The sequence below is a fragment of the Paraburkholderia sp. genome (assembly GCF_036488795.1).
Lineage (GTDB): Bacteria > Pseudomonadota > Gammaproteobacteria > Burkholderiales > Burkholderiaceae > Paraburkholderia.
This window is the reverse complement of sequence record NZ_DASXHA010000148.1, coordinates 1-16501: the sequence shown is the minus strand read 5'-3', so window position 1 is coordinate 16501 and position 16501 is coordinate 1. Positions and strand designations below refer to the sequence as shown.

Here is a 16501-nt window from a genome sequence, read left to right as displayed (position 1 = left end):
GGCTAACCGTCATGGGCGTTTTGTTTGATGCCACGGACTAGCCGTGGCTCGGTGCCGCTTTCGCGACCCGCTTTAGTTGCGGTTGCCGCCGAAAATGCCGAGCAGTGCCAGCAGGTTCACGAACACGTTGTACAGGTCCAGGTAGATGGCGAGTGTTGCGGTGATGTAGTTCGTCTCGCCGCCGTTCACGACGCGCTGCACGTCGAACAGCATGTAAGCCGAGAAGATCACGATGGCGAGCACCGACACCGTCAGCATCAGCGCCGGCAGGTGCAGGAACATGTTCGCCACCATGGCCAGCAGCAATACGATCACGCCGACGAACAGCCACTTGCCGAGGCCTGAAAAATCACGCTTGCTGACCGTGGCAATGGTCGCCATGGCGGCAAAGATCACACCCGTGCCACCGAAGGCCAGCATGATGAGCGACGGCCCGTTCGAAAAACCGAGGATGAAACTCAACATGCGCGAGAGCATCAGGCCCATGAAGAACGTGAAGCCGAGCAGCACGAACACGCCGGCCGCACTGTCTTTGGTGCGCTGGATCGCGAACATGAAACCGAACGCGATGGCGAAAAACGCCAGCATGCTCATGGCCGGACTGGTGGCCGCGAACAGCGAGAAGCCGGTTGCCACGCCGATCCACGCGCCGAGCACGGTGGGGACCATGGACAGCGCGAGCAGCCAGTAGGTATTGCGTAGTACGCGATTGCGGGATTCGGCCGAAGTGACCGCGCCATTGCGGCCGAAGCTATAGGGATGATCGTTCATGGTTTCTCCTTGCGTCAGGCGCAGTGACTCGCCGTGGTTATGCAGCGCCGACCGGCATTGTCGCTCCCGGCCGTTACATCTGTACACCCCTAAGATTAGCGCCGGAGCAGGGAGTTTCAATGCCCCGCGCCGCGTTCTGATTACAGAAAGTGACTCCTGCTTTGAGTCTTTCAATGCTGTAAGGGTTCAATCGCAATCATACATCGGAACATGCTACAATAGCGGATTCATTTAAATCTGTAACCTCTTAATTTTCTGGAGTTTTTATGGCGATCGAACGCACCCTGTCGATTATCAAGCCGGACGCAGTGGCCAAGAACGTGATCGGGCAGATCTACAGCCGTTTCGAAAACGCTGGTCTGAAGATCGTGGCATCGCGCATGGTTCACCTGTCGCGCGCTGACGCAGAGAAGTTCTACGCTGTGCACGCTGCACGCCCGTTCTTCAAGGACCTGGTCGATTTCATGATCTCCGGCCCGGTGGTCGTGCAAGCCCTGGAAGGCGAAAACGCCATCCTGAAGCACCGTGAACTGATGGGCGCAACGGACCCGAAGAAGGCTGACAAGGGCACGATCCGCGCCGACTTCGCTGACAGCATCGACGCCAACGCCGTGCACGGCTCGGACGCAGCTGAAACGGCCGCTGTCGAAATCGCGTTCTTCTTCCCGCAAGTCAACGTTTACTCGCGCTAGGCACTTCGCAAAGTAGTAAGGTAAAGCAGCAGGAACGGGCGCGAACGGCACAAGCGTTCATGCAGCTTGTTGCATGAATGAAAGTCTCGCACTGAAATGGCAGGATTCGATATGACGAGCAGTCCAACCGTCAACCTTCTCGATCTCGACGCCCAAGGGCTCGTCGCATACTGCGACAGCCTGGGCGAGAAGCCGTTTCGCGCCAAACAATTGCAGCGCTGGATTCACCAGTACAACGCTGCAGACTTCGACGGCATGACGGATCTGGCGAAGTCGTTGCGCGAAAAGCTCAAAGGTCGTGCAACGATCGCGATGCCAGGCATCGTCAGCGATCACATTTCATCCGACGGCACACGCAAGTGGCTGATCGACGTCGGCAATAGCAACGCAGTCGAAACCGTTTTCATCCCGGAAGAAACGCGCGGCACGCTGTGCGTGTCGTCGCAGGCCGGGTGTGCGGTCAACTGCCGTTTCTGTTCGACCGGCAAGCAGGGTTTTTCACGCAATCTCACCACGGCCGAAATCATCGGTCAGCTGCGCATGGCCGAATTTGCGCTGCGCAGCTCGCTGGGTACGGCGGGCGGCCGTGCGGCAGGGGGTGAGGGCAAGGGCGAGCGGGTCGTCACGAACGTCGTGATGATGGGCATGGGCGAGCCGCTGCTGAACTACGACGCGGTCGTGCCGGCCATGCGCCTCATGCTCGACGACAACGCGTACGGCCTGTCGCGCCGGCGCGTCACGCTGTCCACCTCGGGCGTGGTGCCCATGATGGACCGGCTCGGCGCGGATCTGCCGGTGGCGCTCGCGGTTTCGCTGCACGCACCGAGCGATCCGTTGCGCGACATGCTGGTGCCGCTCAACAAGAAGTATCCGCTGCGCGAACTGATGGCGGCTTGCCAGCGCTATCTGAAAGTCGCGCCGCGCGATTTCATTACGTTTGAATACTGCATGCTCGACGGCGTGAACGACAGCGAAGCGCAGGCGCGTGAACTGCTCGCCTTGACGCGCGACGTGCCGTGCAAGTTCAACCTGATTCCGTTCAATCCGTTCCCGGAATCGGGCCTGATCCGCTCGAAGAACGAGCAGATCAGGCGGTTTGCGCAGGTGCTGATGGACGCAGGCGTCGTCACCACGGTGCGCAAGACCCGCGGCGACGACATCGACGCGGCGTGCGGCCAGCTTGCGGGCGCGGTGAAGGACCGGACCCGTCTCGCAGAGCGTAGCGGCAAGATGGCCAGGGTTATTGAAGTGCGGCCGGTGTAACCGGTAGGCAATGCCGTGTGCGTGCGGCAGCGGGGAGAGCGGATCGCGACAGCGCGAAACGTCAAAAACCTGCCGCCATGTCCGCGCAACTCGCGGATGTTGATTCACGGTGTTGAAAAGAAAGTTTGCAGAAGCGATCGGAAGCGGCACATAAGGCCGCGCATTTTGTTATAAACGGTCTGCGAACCGGACCTGAGGCATTCTGCCCGGCTGGTTTGCACGAGTGAAAAAGAATCGACGCGAAAGGATTTGGGATGAGTGAGCCGCAGCACCCGCACCCGCAGGACACAGGGACCGACGCAACCCAACCGGCGCTCACTGGCGCACGGGCTGCGGCCGTGCAGCCCCCTGTACAGACGGGGTTGGACTCGCTGATGGCGGTAGGGGCACGACTGACGCAACTCCGTGAGTCGAAAAACTGGTCTATCGACGATGTGTCTGCCCGTCTGAAGGTGTCGTCCGCGAAGCTGCGCGCGCTCGAAGCGGGCGACATCAGCCATTTGCCCGACACAACGTTTGCGCTTGGCGTGGTGCGCAGCTACGCCAAGATGCTCGGCGCGGATCCGGCGCCCTTTACGCAGGCACTGCGCCGCGAGAAGGGCGTCGCGGCGCCCGACCTGTCGATGCCCGCGTCGTCGGGCAAGGATTTGCCACGCGGGCGCGTCTCACTGTCGCTCGGCGGCAGCGGTCAGAAGCATCGCTCATGGCTGTGGGGTATCGCGGCGCTGGTCGTCGCGGTGATCGCGCTGGCCATGTGGCACACGAACGGCGGCGACTCGTCGGCGTGGCTCGCACGCCTGCGGAACAGTGCGAATAGCGCGAACAGCGCGGCTGGCAACGCGAACGGCGCGTCGGGCGTGGTGGCGCAAGATCAAACGGCCGGTTCGGACGCGACCGCGGACGAAGCGGCGCCTGCGGCATCGGCGCCGGACGAAGGCCAGGCAGGCGCGGATAACGCTGCGTCGGCCACGCCGCTGCCCGCACCACTGCCGATGGCAGCCGCGCCTGCCTCCGCGGCCCCCGCGGTGGCGGCAAAGGCGGCGTCTCAGACCACGGCGAAGGCGGCGCCTGCAGCCAGCGCACCGGCGGTGGCGGCAACTGGCGCCTCCGACGCAACGGCAGCAACGGCGGGTACGGCGATCGTGGCAATTCGCGTCACGCAGGACAGCTGGTTCAGTGTGCGGCAGGGCGACGGCAAGGAGCTGTTCTCGGGTCTCCTCCATGCAGGCGACACGAAAGAAGTTTCCGGCACGGCGCCATTCAAGGTCACGGTGGGCAACAGGGCTGGCCTCGAATCTATGACGCTTGACGGCCAGCCGGTCGACCCGTCGAAATATTCGTCCGCCAAGGGCAATGTGGCGCGCTTGACGCTGCCTTGATACGGTATGCGTCGCGGCACTTTCGACCGCGGCGCTTTTTCAATTCATCCGGCATGCGCAGTGCGTAGCGCATGCGGCGTAAATGGGTTTTTCGATGCACTCCGAAGCTCAATCCCAAAGCAGCAGTCAGATTAGTTCGACCGAGCCGGTTTTCGGCGGACATGCTCCGCGTCGTAAGTCGCACGCGGTCGATATCCGTTGGGGCGGGCAGCTCGTGACGGTCGGCGGCGACGCGCCGGTGCGCGTGCAGTCCATGACCAACACCGATACCGCGGACCCGATCGGCACGGCGATCCAGATCAAGGAACTGGCACAGGCCGGTTCGGAACTGGTGCGCATCACGGTGAACACGCCGGAAGCGGCCGCAGCCGTGCCGGCTGTGCGCGAGCAGCTCGACCGGATGGGCGTGACGGTGCCGCTCGTGGGCGACTTCCACTACAACGGCCATCTGCTGCTGCGCGACTACCCCGCGTGCGCGGAAGCGCTGTCGAAGTATCGGATCAACCCGGGTAACGTCGGACACGGCGCAAAGCGCGACACCCAATTCGCGCAGATGATCGAAGCCGCCATCCAGTACGACAAGCCGGTGCGGATCGGTGTGAACTGGGGCAGTCTCGACCAGGACCTGCTCGCCAGAATGATGGACGAAAACGCCGCGCGAGCCACGCCCTGGGAAGCCCAGAGCGTCATGTACGAAGCGCTGATCCAGTCGGCCATCGGCTCGGCCGAACGCGCGGTGGAACTGGGCCTGTCGCGCAACAAGATCATTCTGTCGTGCAAGGTCAGCGGCGTGCAGGACCTGATCGCCGTGTACCGCGAACTCGCGCGCCGTTGCGAATTCGCACTGCACCTCGGTCTGACCGAAGCCGGGATGGGCTCGAAGGGAATCGTGGCGTCCACGGCGGCGTTGTCGGTGCTGCTGCAGCAGGGTATCGGCGACACGATCCGTATTTCGCTGACGCCGGAACCGGGCGCTTCGCGCACCGGCGAAGTGATCGTCGGTCAGGAAATCCTCCAGACCATGGGTCTGCGTTCGTTCACGCCCATGGTGATTGCGTGCCCGGGTTGCGGCCGTACCACCAGCACGCTGTTCCAGGAACTGGCGTCGCAAATCCAGACCTATCTGCGCACGCAGATGCCGGTGTGGCGCGACCTGTATCCCGGCGTCGAAAAGATGCACGTCGCGGTGATGGGTTGCATCGTCAACGGCCCGGGCGAGTCGAAGCAGGCCAATATCGGCATCAGCTTGCCGGGCTCGGGCGAGAATCCGGCGGCGCCCGTGTTCATTGACGGCGAGAAGGTCAAGACACTGCGCGGCGAGAACATTGCCCAGGAATTCCAGCAAATCGTGAGCGATTACGTCGAACGCACCTATGGTCGCGCGACGGTGCTCAACTGAGAAGTATCAAGCGAACACAGATGACTGAACAGAAGAAAAAGCTCGAGAAATTGTCCGGTGTGAAGGGCATGAACGACATCCTCCCGCAGGAAGCAGGACTGTGGGAGTTTTTCGAAACGACCGTCAAGTCGTTGCTCCGCGCGTACGGATATCAAAACATTCGCACACCGATCGTCGAGCATACGCAACTGTTCACACGCGGGATCGGAGAAGTCACGGACATCGTCGAGAAGGAGATGTACAGCTTCACCGACGCGCTGAACGGTGAAAATCTGACCATGCGCCCGGAAAACACCGCCGCAGTCGTGCGTGCTTCGATCGAGCACAACATGTTGTACGACGGTCCGAAGCGTCTGTGGTACATCGGTCCGATGTTCCGTCACGAGCGTCCGCAGCGCGGCCGTTATCGCCAGTTCCATCAGGTCGGCGTGGAAGCGCTCGGTTTTGCCGGCCCGGACACGGACGCCGAAATCATCATGATGTGCCAGCGTCTGTGGGACGACCTGGGGCTGACCGGTATCCGGCTGGAAATCAATTCGCTGGGCCTCGCGGAAGAGCGCGCAGCTCACCGGGTCGAGCTGATTGCGTACCTCGAAAAGCACATGGACGTGCTCGACGAAGACGCCAAACGCCGCCTCTACACGAATCCGCTGCGCGTGCTGGATACGAAGAACCCGGCGCTGCAGGAAATCGCGCAGAACGCGCCGAAGCTGATCGACTTCCTGGGCGACGCATCGCGCGCGCACTTCGACGGGCTGCAACGCCTCCTGAAGGCGAACAACATGCCGTTCACGATCAATCCGCGTCTCGTGCGTGGTCTCGATTACTACAATCAAACCGTGTTCGAATGGGTGACGGACAAGCTCGGCGCACAGGGAACCGTGGCCGCGGGTGGCCGTTATGATCCGCTGATCGAACAGCTGGGCGGCAAGCCGACGGCAGCGTGCGGCTGGGCGATGGGCATCGAGCGCATTCTCGAATTGCTGAAGGAAGAGAACCTCGTACCGGAAGACGAGGGCTGTGACGTCTACGTGGTCCACCAGGGCGACGCGGCACGCGAGCAGGCTTTCATCATTGCCGAGCGGTTGCGCGATACCGGCCTCGACGTGATCCTGCATTGCAGCCCGGATGGCCAGACGGCCAGTTTCAAGTCGCAAATGAAGCGTGCCGACACGAGCGGCGCGGCCTTCGCGGTCATCCTCGGCGAAGACGAGATTGCCAACGGTACGGTGGGCGTGAAACCGCTGCGCGATACCAGCCAGAATGGCGGTAAAAGCGAGCAACAAAACGTCCCGGCTGAAGACTTGACCGAATTTCTAATCAATGCGATGGTTGCATCCGCCGAAGACGGCGACGACTGAGCGCGATGTCGTCGGCCATGCGGTTCGACACATACAAGGTAATAAAAGAGAAGGAATCGCCGGGCGATGAGTTACCACGACGAACAAGAATCAATCGAAGGTCTGAAGGCATGGTGGGCGCAGTGGGGCAACGCGACCACGTGGATCGTGCTGGTGGCGCTGATCGCATCAGCGGGCTGGAACGGCTGGAACTACTGGCAACGGCATCAGGCGGCTGAGGCTGCGGTGCTGTATGACCAGGTGCAGCAGGCCGTGGCCGCGGGCGACAAGGCGAAGATCAGCCGCGTCGCTGCCGACATGGAAGACAAGTTCAGCGGCACGGCGTATGCGCAGATGACGGCGCTTTCCACGGCGAAGGCGCTGTATGCGGCCGGCGACGAAGCGGGCGCCAAGGCTCAACTGCAATGGACCATCGATCACGCGAAGGACGACGAGTTCAAGCAGATCGCCAGGCTGCGCCTCGCTTCCCTGCTGCTCGACGACAAGGCTTACGAGCAGGGGCTGGCACTCCTGGGCGAACCGCAATCGGACGCTTTCAAGGGCCTGGTCGCTAACGGTCGTGGCGATCTGCTCGCGGCCGAGGGCAAGCGCGACGACGCCCGTGCCGCTTACAAGCTCGCACTCGACTCGCTGTCGAAGAACGACGCATCCGCGCGTCAACTGATCCAGTTCAAGCTGGACGCGCTGGGCGGTTGAGTGTCGCACGCGACGCTCAACCAGTCTCATTTGATTAATCTCCCTAACTGCAACGTCAACCGATGAATCTGCTGAAACGCTACGCTGTGCCCGTTGCCTGTGCGATGACCGTGCTCCTGATCACGGCTTGCTCATCCACGAAGGACGAGCGCCGCGAGCCGACGCCGCTCACCGAGTTCAAACCCGTGCTCAATGTGCAGCAGGCCTGGAAGTCCAGCGTCGGTAAGGCAGGGCGTTACCTGTTTTCGCCGGTGGCGGTCGGTAACATGGTGTATGCGGCAGGCACGAACGGCTCAGTCGCCAAGATCGACGCGCAAACCGGCAAGGATGTGTGGCGCGTCAAGGTTGGCAGCGACCTTTCCGCCGGCGTCGGCAGCGACGGTACGCTGACCGCCGTGGGCGCGCTCAAGGGCGAAGTCTACGTGCTCGACCAGGACGGCAAGCTGCTGTGGAAGAATACGGCGCCTGGCGAAATCATTTCGCCGCCGCTGGTGGGTAACGGCTTTGTGATCGTACGGACGGTGGATGGTCAGATCACCGCGTTCAACGCGCAAACCGGCGAGCAGAAATGGGTATATCGCAATCGCGCTGTGCCGTTGAACCTGCGTGTTTCGTCGGGCATGACGTTCGCCGGCGACGCAGCGGTGCTCGCAGGCTTCCCGGGCGGCTCGTTCGCAGCCATCAACGTGCAGACGGGCGACAGCTTTTGGGAAACGCCGGTGTCGTATCCGAAGGGTGTGACCGAAGTCGAGCGTATCAACGACGTGACGGGGCCGCCCACGCTGGTCGGCGCGCAAACCTGCGCGGTGACGTTCCAGGGGCAGCTTGGCTGTTTCGATGCGAACTCGGGGCGTCCGGTCTGGGAAAAGACCTTCTCGAGCACGACGGGCCTTGCGCAGGACGAAAACACGGTGGTCGCGGCCGACGACTGGTCGATCGTGAACGCGTTTGACGCCAACAACGGCAACCAGCTCTGGACCAACGAAAAGCTGAAGAACCGTCAGCTCAGCGTGCCGTACCTGTTGGGTCACGCTGCCGTGCTGGGCGACTACCAGGGTTTCGTGCATTTCCTTTCGCGTGAGGACGGCTCGTTCGTCGCGCGGATGCCGACCGACGGCAGCGCCATCACTGCTGCGCCGGTGCTGGCAGGCGACACGCTGGTGGTGCAGACGCACGACGGCGGCCTGTACGGTTTCCGCCCGCGCTAAGTTTTTGCGAGAGGCTCACGCCTCGAAGCGCGCAGGCCGGCTCAGCCGGCCGCGCGCGTTTTTGCCGCAGCGCCCGTTTCAGAGCGGCGCCGCGAAGCCCACGCGGAATCGCGCTGGGCAATGAATGACACATCGAGCAGCATCAAGTAGAAACAGAAACAGGAATTGCCGGCCCGGCTGGTCCGGCAATTGAACCCGAGACGGTCCGCGTCGCCGTCCGGTCTGGCGGCATCTGCATGCCGCGGGCGCTGAAGCGGGAGTTCCCGCGACATTGAAACCCGGCGGCACACCTGCGCCGCCCATACAGCCAACTCAACGTCCGCCTGAATGCGCATACTTGCAGCGTAGCCGGGGCCGGCCGAATTCGTGATAATTTGCGTCAAACGCAGCCGCGACGCGGCCGCATGGCGTCGCGCGCGGGTGGTCGATCTCGACTCCGCGTTTCACCGTGAACAACATCTGATGAAACCCGTAATTGCCCTTGTGGGGCGCCCCAATGTGGGGAAATCCACGCTATTCAACCGCCTCACGCGCTCGCGTGATGCCCTCGTTGCCGACCTGCCAGGCCTGACGCGGGATCGTCACTACGGCGAAGGGCGCACCGGCGAACGGCCGTATCTGGTCGTCGACACCGGCGGTTTCGAGCCGGTCGCCAAGGACGGCATCCTGCACGAGATGGCGCGCCAGACGCGCCAGGCGGTGGAGGAGTCGGACATCGTCGTGTTCATCGTCGACGGGCGTAACGGTCTCGCTCCCCAGGACAAGTCGATCGCCGACTATCTGCGCAAGACCGGCCGGCCGATTTTCCTCGTCGTCAACAAGGCCGAAGGGATGAAGTACAGCGCGGTGGCGGCTGACTTCTATGAACTCGGCCTGGGCGACCCGCGCGCCATTTCGGCGGCGCACGGCGACGGCGTCACGGAAATGATCAACGAGGCGCTCGAAGTGGCCTATGCCGGTCAGCCGGAAGAGAGCGAAGAGGACAAGGACACGCGCGGCATCAAGATCGCCATCGTCGGCCGCCCGAATGTCGGCAAGTCCACGCTGATCAACGCGCTGGTGGGCGAAGAGCGCGTGATCGCGTTCGACATGCCCGGCACCACGCGCGATTCGATCTATGTCGACTTCGAACGGCAGGGCAAGCCGTACACGCTGATCGACACGGCCGGCCTGCGCCGGCGCGGCAAGGTGTTCGAAGCGATCGAGAAATTTTCGGTGGTGAAGACGCTGCAGTCGATCTCGGACGCGAACGTGGTCATCCTGCTGCTCGATGCCCGTCAGGATATTTCGGATCAGGACGCACACATTGCCGGATTCGTGGTCGAACAGGGCCGCGCGCTAGTTGTTGGCGTAAACAAATGGGACGGGCTCGACCCGCATGTGCGCGAGCGCACAAAAGCCGACTTGCAGCGCAAACTAAAATTCCTCGACTTCGCCAAATTTCACTTTATTTCGGCAGCGGAGAAGACGGGAATCGGGGCGCTGATGCGCTCGGTTGACGACGCGTACGCTGCTGCGATGTCCAAGCTTCCGACGCCGAAGCTCACGCGTGCACTGATCGATGCAGTCGAATTCCAGCAGCCGCGCCGCCGTGGTCCGGTGCGCCCGAAACTGCGCTACGCGCATCAGGGAGGGCAGAACCCACCGATCATCGTGATCCACGGCAACGCGCTCGACGCGATCACGGAAACCTACAAACGCTACCTCGAAAACCGCTTCAGGGAAACTTTCGGGCTGACCGGGACTCCATTGCGCATAGAGTTCAGATCCTCCACGAACCCTTACGCGGACAAAGGCTGAAACCCGCGTGTGTGTTGGGTTTGGCCGCATGGCCAGGCCGCTCGCGCAAAAACGAAAATCGGCTATAGTGTAGCGGTTGACGGCGGATTTCTTTTTCTTCGTCGTCAATTTAGTCAACCTGCAAAAAAATACGGAGTTTGCTATGAGCAACAAAGGGCAATTGTTACAAGACCCGTTTTTGAACGCACTGCGTAAAGAGCACGTGCCGGTGTCGATCTACCTGGTCAACGGCATCAAGCTTCAAGGGAACATCGAATCGTTCGACCAGTACGTCGTGTTGCTCCGGAATACGGTCACCCAGATGGTCTACAAGCACGCAATTTCGACTGTGGTGCCTGCCCGTCCAGTGAATTTCCACCCGGATTCCGAACAGTCCTAACCTCTCGTCGCGGCCGGCTTAGCGTCGCCCGTCGGCGATCTCTCCCGGCCGCTTCACTTTGATACCCTCCAATTTGATCAACGCAGCGCTTGTCGGCATCGACTTCGGTAAGATCGATTTCGAAGCCAGTCTCGAAGAACTCAGCCTGCTCGCGCAAAGCGCGGGCGCGAATCCCCTCGTTACCCTCACCGGTCGCCGGTCCAGTCCCGATGCCAAGATGTTTGTCGGCAGCGGCAAGGCCGAAGAGCTGCGTCTCGCATGCGAGGCGAACGAGATCGAAATCGTCATCTTCAATCATGCTCTGGCGCCTGCGCAACAGCGCAATCTGGAGCAAGCACTTAACAGGCGCGTGATCGATCGCACGAGTCTGATCCTCGATATTTTTGCGCAACGCGCCCGCAGCCACGAAGGCAAGCTGCAGGTCGAACTCGCGCAATTGCAGTATCTATCCACGCGGCTAATCCGCGCATGGACCCACCTGGAACGGCAAAAAGGCGGTATCGGTTTGCGCGGGCCTGGCGAAACGCAGCTCGAAACCGACCGCCGTTTGATCGGCGAGCGCATCAAGGCGCTCAAGACGCGGCTCGAAAAGCTGCGCCGGCAGCACGGCACGCAACGGCGCGCGCGGGAACGCAACCGCACGATGTCGGTGTCGCTGGTCGGCTATACGAACGCCGGTAAATCCACGCTCTTCAATGCGCTGACGAAAGCGCAGGCGTATGCGGCGGACCAGTTGTTCGCCACGCTCGACACCACTTCGCGGCGCGTTTATCTGGGCGACGAAGTCGGGCAGGTCGTGGTGTCCGACACGGTCGGATTCATTCGCGAACTGCCTCACCAGCTGGTGGCCGCCTTCCGCGCCACACTCGAAGAAACCATTCACGCGGATCTGCTGCTGCATGTGGTCGACGCGTCGAGCGCCGTGCGTCTGGATCAGATCGATCAGGTCAACGAGGTGCTGCACGAAATCGGTGCGGACACGATCCGCCAGGTGCTGGTATTCAACAAGATCGACGCGGTGCCAGAGCTGGCGGCCCGTGGCGACGCGGTCGAGCGGGATGAGTATGGTAATATTTCGCGCGTCTTTTTGAGCGCGCGCACCGGACAGGGGCTTGATACGCTGCGCGCTGCCATCGCCGAAATCGCGGCTGCCGAACCTCTATCCGACGAGCAGCGTGTCAGGCCGGAAGAAGACCACCGGCTTGCAGAACCACGCGACGACCGCAAGGTCCCAGAACTCGGGCACTGACCCGTTCCAAATTGCACTGACCCGCTGTCTACTCTGGTGAACGAACACAGGTGAACGATTACAACGAGCGGAGTATCTGGCTGCGCCTGCGCGCCATTCTTTCGATGAACGATCCGCGCTGGGGCCGGGGCGAGGGCAATGGCGACCGGCAACGGCCGAACGAGCCCAAGCGTCCGCAACCTGGCAAGGACGGCGAAGGTCCGCCCGATCTCGACGAGATGTGGCGCGACTTCAATCGCCGCCTGAGCAGCGTGTTCGGCCGCCGCGGCATGGGCGGCGGTCCGGGCCGTCCGGACAACGGTCGCGGTGCGCGCATCGGCGTGGGTATCGTCATTGGTGTGCTGATCGCCATCTATCTGGGCAGCGGCGTGTTCGTCGTGCAGGACGGTCAGGCCGGTGTCGTCACGCAATTCGGCAAGTATCGCTACACCGCGGGTCAGGGTGTGCACTGGCGCCTGCCGTATCCGTTTGAAGCCCAGGAACTGGTGAATGTCGGCGAAGTGCGGTCGGTCGAAATCGGCCGCAATAGCGTCGTGCGTCTTGCGAACGTCAAGGACGCCTCGATGCTCACGCGTAACGGCGACATCGTCGACGTGCGCTTTGCCGTGCAATACCAGGTGCGCAACCCGACCGACTATCTGTTCCGCAGCGCGGATCCGGATCAGAGCGTGACGCTGGCGGCGCAAGCCGCGGTGCGTAGCATCGTCGGCGCGCGCAGCACCGACGACATTCTCTATCAGGATCGCGAAACAATTCGCCTGCAGCTGAGCGACGCGATCCAGCATTCCCTGGACGAATCGCAAACGGGTCTCGTCGTCACCGGCGTGACCATGCAAGGTGTCCAGGCGCCCGAACAGGTACAAGCCGCCTTCGACGACGCTGCCAAGGCGCATCAGGACCGTGAGCGCGCGAAGGCCGACGCGCAGGCGTATGCCAACGACCTGCTGCCGCACGCCAAGGCCGATGCGGCGCGTATCGTGGACGACGCCAGGACCTACAGCGACCGGGTGGTGGCGCAGGCGCAAGGCGACGCCGAGCGCTTCAAGCAGGTCTACGACCAGTATTCCAAGGCGCCCGCGGTGATCCGTGAGCGCATGTATCTGGACACCATGCAGCATATCTATTCAAATTCGACGACGGTGTTTGTGGACAGCAAATCGGGCAACAACGTGACGTATCTGCCGCTCGACAAGCTGGTCGACGCCACCCGCCAGCGTGCAGCCGAGGCCGCAGCGGCGAGCGGGCCTTCGGCCGCCGCCGCGGCTACGCCCCCCGCTGCTGTCGTGGCGCCGCAAGCGGCCAGCGGCGTGTCCGCGCCTGCTGCAGTGTCCGCCCCGGCCGCTACGGCACCGGCAAGCGACGCCGATTCCGCCAGCGACTCGCTGCGTTCGCGCGACGCGTTCCGCAATCGCGGCCGCGAAGACGACGTTCAATGAGGAGGGCGAACATGAATCGAATCATTGCGCTCGTCGTTGTCATCGTGATCGTGCTGTTTGCCGCGTCGTCGATGGTGTTCGTGGTCGATCAACGACATGTGGCGGTCCTGTCCGCACGCGGCGACGCCGCGCCCACGTTGCTCGGTCCCGGCCTGCACGTGAAACTGCCGCCCCCGCTGCAAAGCGTGATGTTCGTCGACAGCCGTATCCAGACGCTGGATGCGCCCGACGAAGATCGCTACGTTACGTCTGACAAAACCGACCTGCTGGTCAATCCGGTGGTCAAGTACCGCGTCACGGACGCGCTCAAGCTGTTCGCGCAAACCAAGGGCGACGAGCAAACGCTGCCGGACCGGCTGGCCCTGCTCACGCGCAGCGCGCTCGGCGACGCGTTTGCCAAACAGACGCTGACCGATGCATTGGCCAGACAGCTCGCCATCGCAGACGAGGCGCGTAATGCCATGGCGGCTGCGGCGGCTTCGCTCGGTGTGGACGTGATCGACATTCAGTTGTCCCGGGTCGATTTCCCCGCAGCCATGGCGGACTCCGTCTACAAGCGGATGACCGCGGCGCGCGAGCAGGCTGCTGCTGACGAGCGCGCCAAGGGTGCGGCTGAAGCGGACGAGATCAAGGCGGATGCGCTGCGGCAGCAACAGGCCGTGCTCGCGGATGCGAATCTGCAGGCGCAGACCATCAAGGGCGAGGGCGACGGCAAGGCGGCGTCGATCGCTGCAGACGAGTACAGTCGCGACCCCCAGTTCTATCAGTTCTACCAGAGCATGCTGGCGTACCGGAACATCTTCAAGCCGAACGACGTGATCGTGGTCGATTCGAGCAGCGAGTTTTTCCGCTTCATGCGTAGTCCGGCCGGCGAGATGTCGCCGGACGCCGCCGCGGCACCGCGCAAACACTGATTACCGGAGCGCCGCGGCACTCGTATCGCGGCACCCTCACTCGCATGGATATAGCCGGTTCGTTATTGCTCGCGATCGCCCTGATGCTGATCATCGAAGGGATGTTCCCCTTCGTTTTTCCCAGCGCGTGGCGTGACACGTTTCGTAGAATAGCGGAGCGGCCGCCGCACCAGATTCGCATTGGCGGTCTGATCGTGATGGCGCTCGGGCTGATACTGTTGCTGATCGCAACCTGAAGCGCGGGCCTGGCGGGAGCGCGTCGCCTGCGTTGTCAGGGGCGGGCGCTTCGATCCCGGCGCGCGCAGCGGCCTGACGGCGTGCGCGGGTGCGCGCGATGGCGCGCTGAGGGCACCACGCCCGGGCGGCGGGCCTGAAGCCCTGCCTGCCATCCATTCTTATTTACCGGCGCGCCCAGGCGCCGGGTTCAACGCCGTAGGACTGTATCGATGTCGACCTGGTTACTTCCCGAGAATATTGCCGACGTGTTGCCGTCGGAAGCCCGCAAGATTGAAGAACTGCGGCGTCATCTGCTGGACCGCTTCCGCGCGTACGGCTACGAAATGGTCATGCCGCCGCTGATCGAATATCTGGAGTCGCTGCTGACGGGCGGCGGCCACGATCTCAATCTGCGAACTTTCAAACTGGTCGACCAACTGTCGGGCCGCACGCTCGGCCTGCGTGCCGATATCACGCCGCAGGTCGCGCGCATCGACGCTCATCTGTTGAACCGTCAGGGCGTGACGCGTCTGTGCTACGCCGGCAATGTGGCGCACACGCGTCCGCGCGGCTTGCATGCGACGCGCGAGCAGATCCAGATCGGCGCAGAAATCTACGGTCATGCCGGTCTCGAAGCGGACCACGAAATCCAGCAACTGATGCTCGACGCGCTGCGTCTGGCCGGGCTCTCGAAGGTTCGTCTCGACCTGTGCCATGCGGGCGTGCTGGCGGCGCTGATCGAGGCGGAACCGGCAGCGGCGGAACTGGGCCAGTCGTTATACGACGCGCTGGCCGGTAAAGACGTGCCGCGTCTCGAGGAACTGACCGTCAATCTGACGCCGGTGATCCGCGACGCGCTGCGCGCGCTGCCTACGCTTTACGGCGATGCCTCGGTGCTCGACGAAGCGCGTTCCAGGCTGCCGGCCACGCCGGAGATTGCCCGGGCACTCGACGATCTGGCTTTCCTCGCAAGCCAGGTGGAAGGCGCCGAAGTGATGATCGATCTGGCCGATTTGCGCGGCTACGCCTATCACAGCGGCGTGATGTTCTCGGCGTATGTGGACGGCGTGCCGAATGCGGTTGCGCGTGGCGGCCGTTACGACCACGTGGGTCAGGCCTACGGCCGGGCCCGCGCAGCTACCGGCTTTTCGCTTGATTTGCGTGAAGTGGCGCGGATTTCGCCGGTCGAGGCGCGCAGCAGCGCGATTCTCGCGCCGTGGCAGCACGATGACGCGCTGCGCGCCAGCGTGGCCGCGTTGCGCGATGCCGGCGAAGTGGTGATTCAGGCTTTGCCGGGCCACGATCACGCGCTCGATGAGTTTGCTTGCGACCGCGTGCTGGTCGAGCGAAACGGCGCGTGGGTCGTGGAACCCATCACCGAGAGCAAATGAAGGTTTAGCCAGCATACAAGGATCGATGCGGCGACAGGCCGCATCCCGTCGATAGACCCAGAATGACGTGCATACCGTTGAGCGGAAACGGAAAAATTCGGAAGCTTCCGCGAAGATAGGTAGAATACGTTTTTAACCAGCATACGAAACAACATGTCTGCCAGCGCAGTGAATGTGAACCCCGGACGTAACGTCGTCGTCGTGGGGACCCAGTGGGGTGATGAAGGCAAGGGCAAGATCGTCGACTGGCTGACGGACCACGCTCAAGGCGTCGTTCGCTTCCAGGGCGGTCACAATGCCGGTCACACGCTTATCATCGGCGGCAAGAAAACCATCTTGCGTCTGAT

Annotated in this window: 16 protein-coding genes; 15 read left to right on the top strand and 1 reads right to left on the bottom strand. The window is 62.7% G+C overall.

The genetic code is table 11. The features are described 5' to 3' along the window. Positions 1-72 precede the first annotated feature (72 nt). Entirely contained in the window at positions 73-771 is a 699-nt protein-coding gene (locus tag VGH41_RS21855) for a Bax inhibitor-1/YccA family protein (protein ID WP_331599672.1), read from the bottom strand. 266 nt (positions 772-1037) lie between these two features. Here VGH41_RS21855 and ndk point away from each other — a divergent pair, with 266 nt between their 5' ends. The 15 genes from ndk to VGH41_RS21780 all read left to right on the top strand — a co-directional run. Further along, a complete protein-coding gene (ndk, locus tag VGH41_RS21850) occupies positions 1038-1463 on the top strand; it encodes a nucleoside-diphosphate kinase (RefSeq protein WP_144112608.1) in 426 nt (141 codons plus the stop codon). A gap of 111 nt (positions 1464-1574) precedes the next feature. After that, positions 1575-2726, top strand: a complete 1152-nt coding sequence (gene rlmN / locus VGH41_RS21845) for a 23S rRNA (adenine(2503)-C(2))-methyltransferase RlmN (protein ID WP_331599671.1) — start codon at positions 1575-1577, stop codon at positions 2724-2726. Between the two features lie 254 nt (positions 2727-2980). Then, positions 2981-4105 (top strand): helix-turn-helix domain-containing protein, encoded by a 1125-nt coding sequence (locus VGH41_RS21840; RefSeq protein WP_331599670.1) that lies wholly within the window; start codon positions 2981-2983, stop codon positions 4103-4105. Positions 4106-4187: 82 nt separating this feature from the next. Beyond that, positions 4188-5504 carry a flavodoxin-dependent (E)-4-hydroxy-3-methylbut-2-enyl-diphosphate synthase gene (gene ispG, locus VGH41_RS21835; protein WP_331599669.1) on the top strand — a complete coding sequence of 439 codons (1317 nt, stop codon included), beginning with the start codon at positions 4188-4190 and terminating at the stop codon, positions 5502-5504. Positions 5505-5524: 20 nt separating this feature from the next. Further along, positions 5525-6865 carry a histidine--tRNA ligase gene (hisS, locus tag VGH41_RS21830; RefSeq protein ID WP_331599668.1) on the top strand — a complete coding sequence of 447 codons (1341 nt, stop codon included), beginning with the start codon at positions 5525-5527 and terminating at the stop codon, positions 6863-6865. A 66-nt stretch (positions 6866-6931) separates the two neighbouring features. Further along, positions 6932-7561 carry a tetratricopeptide repeat protein gene (locus tag VGH41_RS21825; protein WP_331599667.1) on the top strand — a complete coding sequence of 210 codons (630 nt, stop codon included), beginning with the start codon at positions 6932-6934 and terminating at the stop codon, positions 7559-7561. 62 nt (positions 7562-7623) lie between these two features. Then, positions 7624-8769, top strand: coding sequence for an outer membrane protein assembly factor BamB (gene bamB / locus VGH41_RS21820; RefSeq protein ID WP_331599666.1), 1146 nt, complete (start codon positions 7624-7626; stop codon positions 8767-8769). Between the two features lie 462 nt (positions 8770-9231). Then, on the top strand, positions 9232-10569 hold the full coding sequence (der, locus tag VGH41_RS21815; protein ID WP_331599665.1) for a ribosome biogenesis GTPase Der: 1338 nt from the start codon (positions 9232-9234) through the stop codon (positions 10567-10569). Positions 10570-10711: 142 nt separating this feature from the next. Continuing rightward, positions 10712-10948 (top strand): RNA chaperone Hfq, encoded by a 237-nt coding sequence (hfq, locus tag VGH41_RS21810; RefSeq protein WP_006051315.1) that lies wholly within the window; start codon positions 10712-10714, stop codon positions 10946-10948. A gap of 58 nt (positions 10949-11006) precedes the next feature. Next, on the top strand, positions 11007-12197 hold the full coding sequence (hflX, locus tag VGH41_RS21805; protein WP_331599663.1) for a GTPase HflX: 1191 nt from the start codon (positions 11007-11009) through the stop codon (positions 12195-12197). Between the two features lie 50 nt (positions 12198-12247). Further along, complete coding sequence (hflK, locus tag VGH41_RS21800; protein WP_331599662.1) at positions 12248-13633, top strand: FtsH protease activity modulator HflK; 1386 nt, start codon at positions 12248-12250, stop codon at positions 13631-13633. Positions 13634-13644: 11 nt separating this feature from the next. Further along, entirely contained in the window at positions 13645-14547 is a 903-nt protein-coding gene (locus VGH41_RS21795; RefSeq protein WP_331599661.1) for a protease modulator HflC, read from the top strand. Positions 14548-14591: 44 nt separating this feature from the next. Beyond that, positions 14592-14783, top strand: a complete 192-nt coding sequence (locus VGH41_RS21790; RefSeq protein ID WP_331599659.1) for a DUF2065 domain-containing protein — start codon at positions 14592-14594, stop codon at positions 14781-14783. 210 nt (positions 14784-14993) lie between these two features. After that, entirely contained in the window at positions 14994-16154 is a 1161-nt protein-coding gene (locus VGH41_RS21785; protein WP_331599658.1) for an ATP phosphoribosyltransferase regulatory subunit, read from the top strand. 153 nt (positions 16155-16307) lie between these two features. Beyond that, positions 16308-16501 (top strand): adenylosuccinate synthetase (locus VGH41_RS21780; protein ID WP_331599657.1); only part of this gene is annotated, 194 nt, incomplete at its 3' end.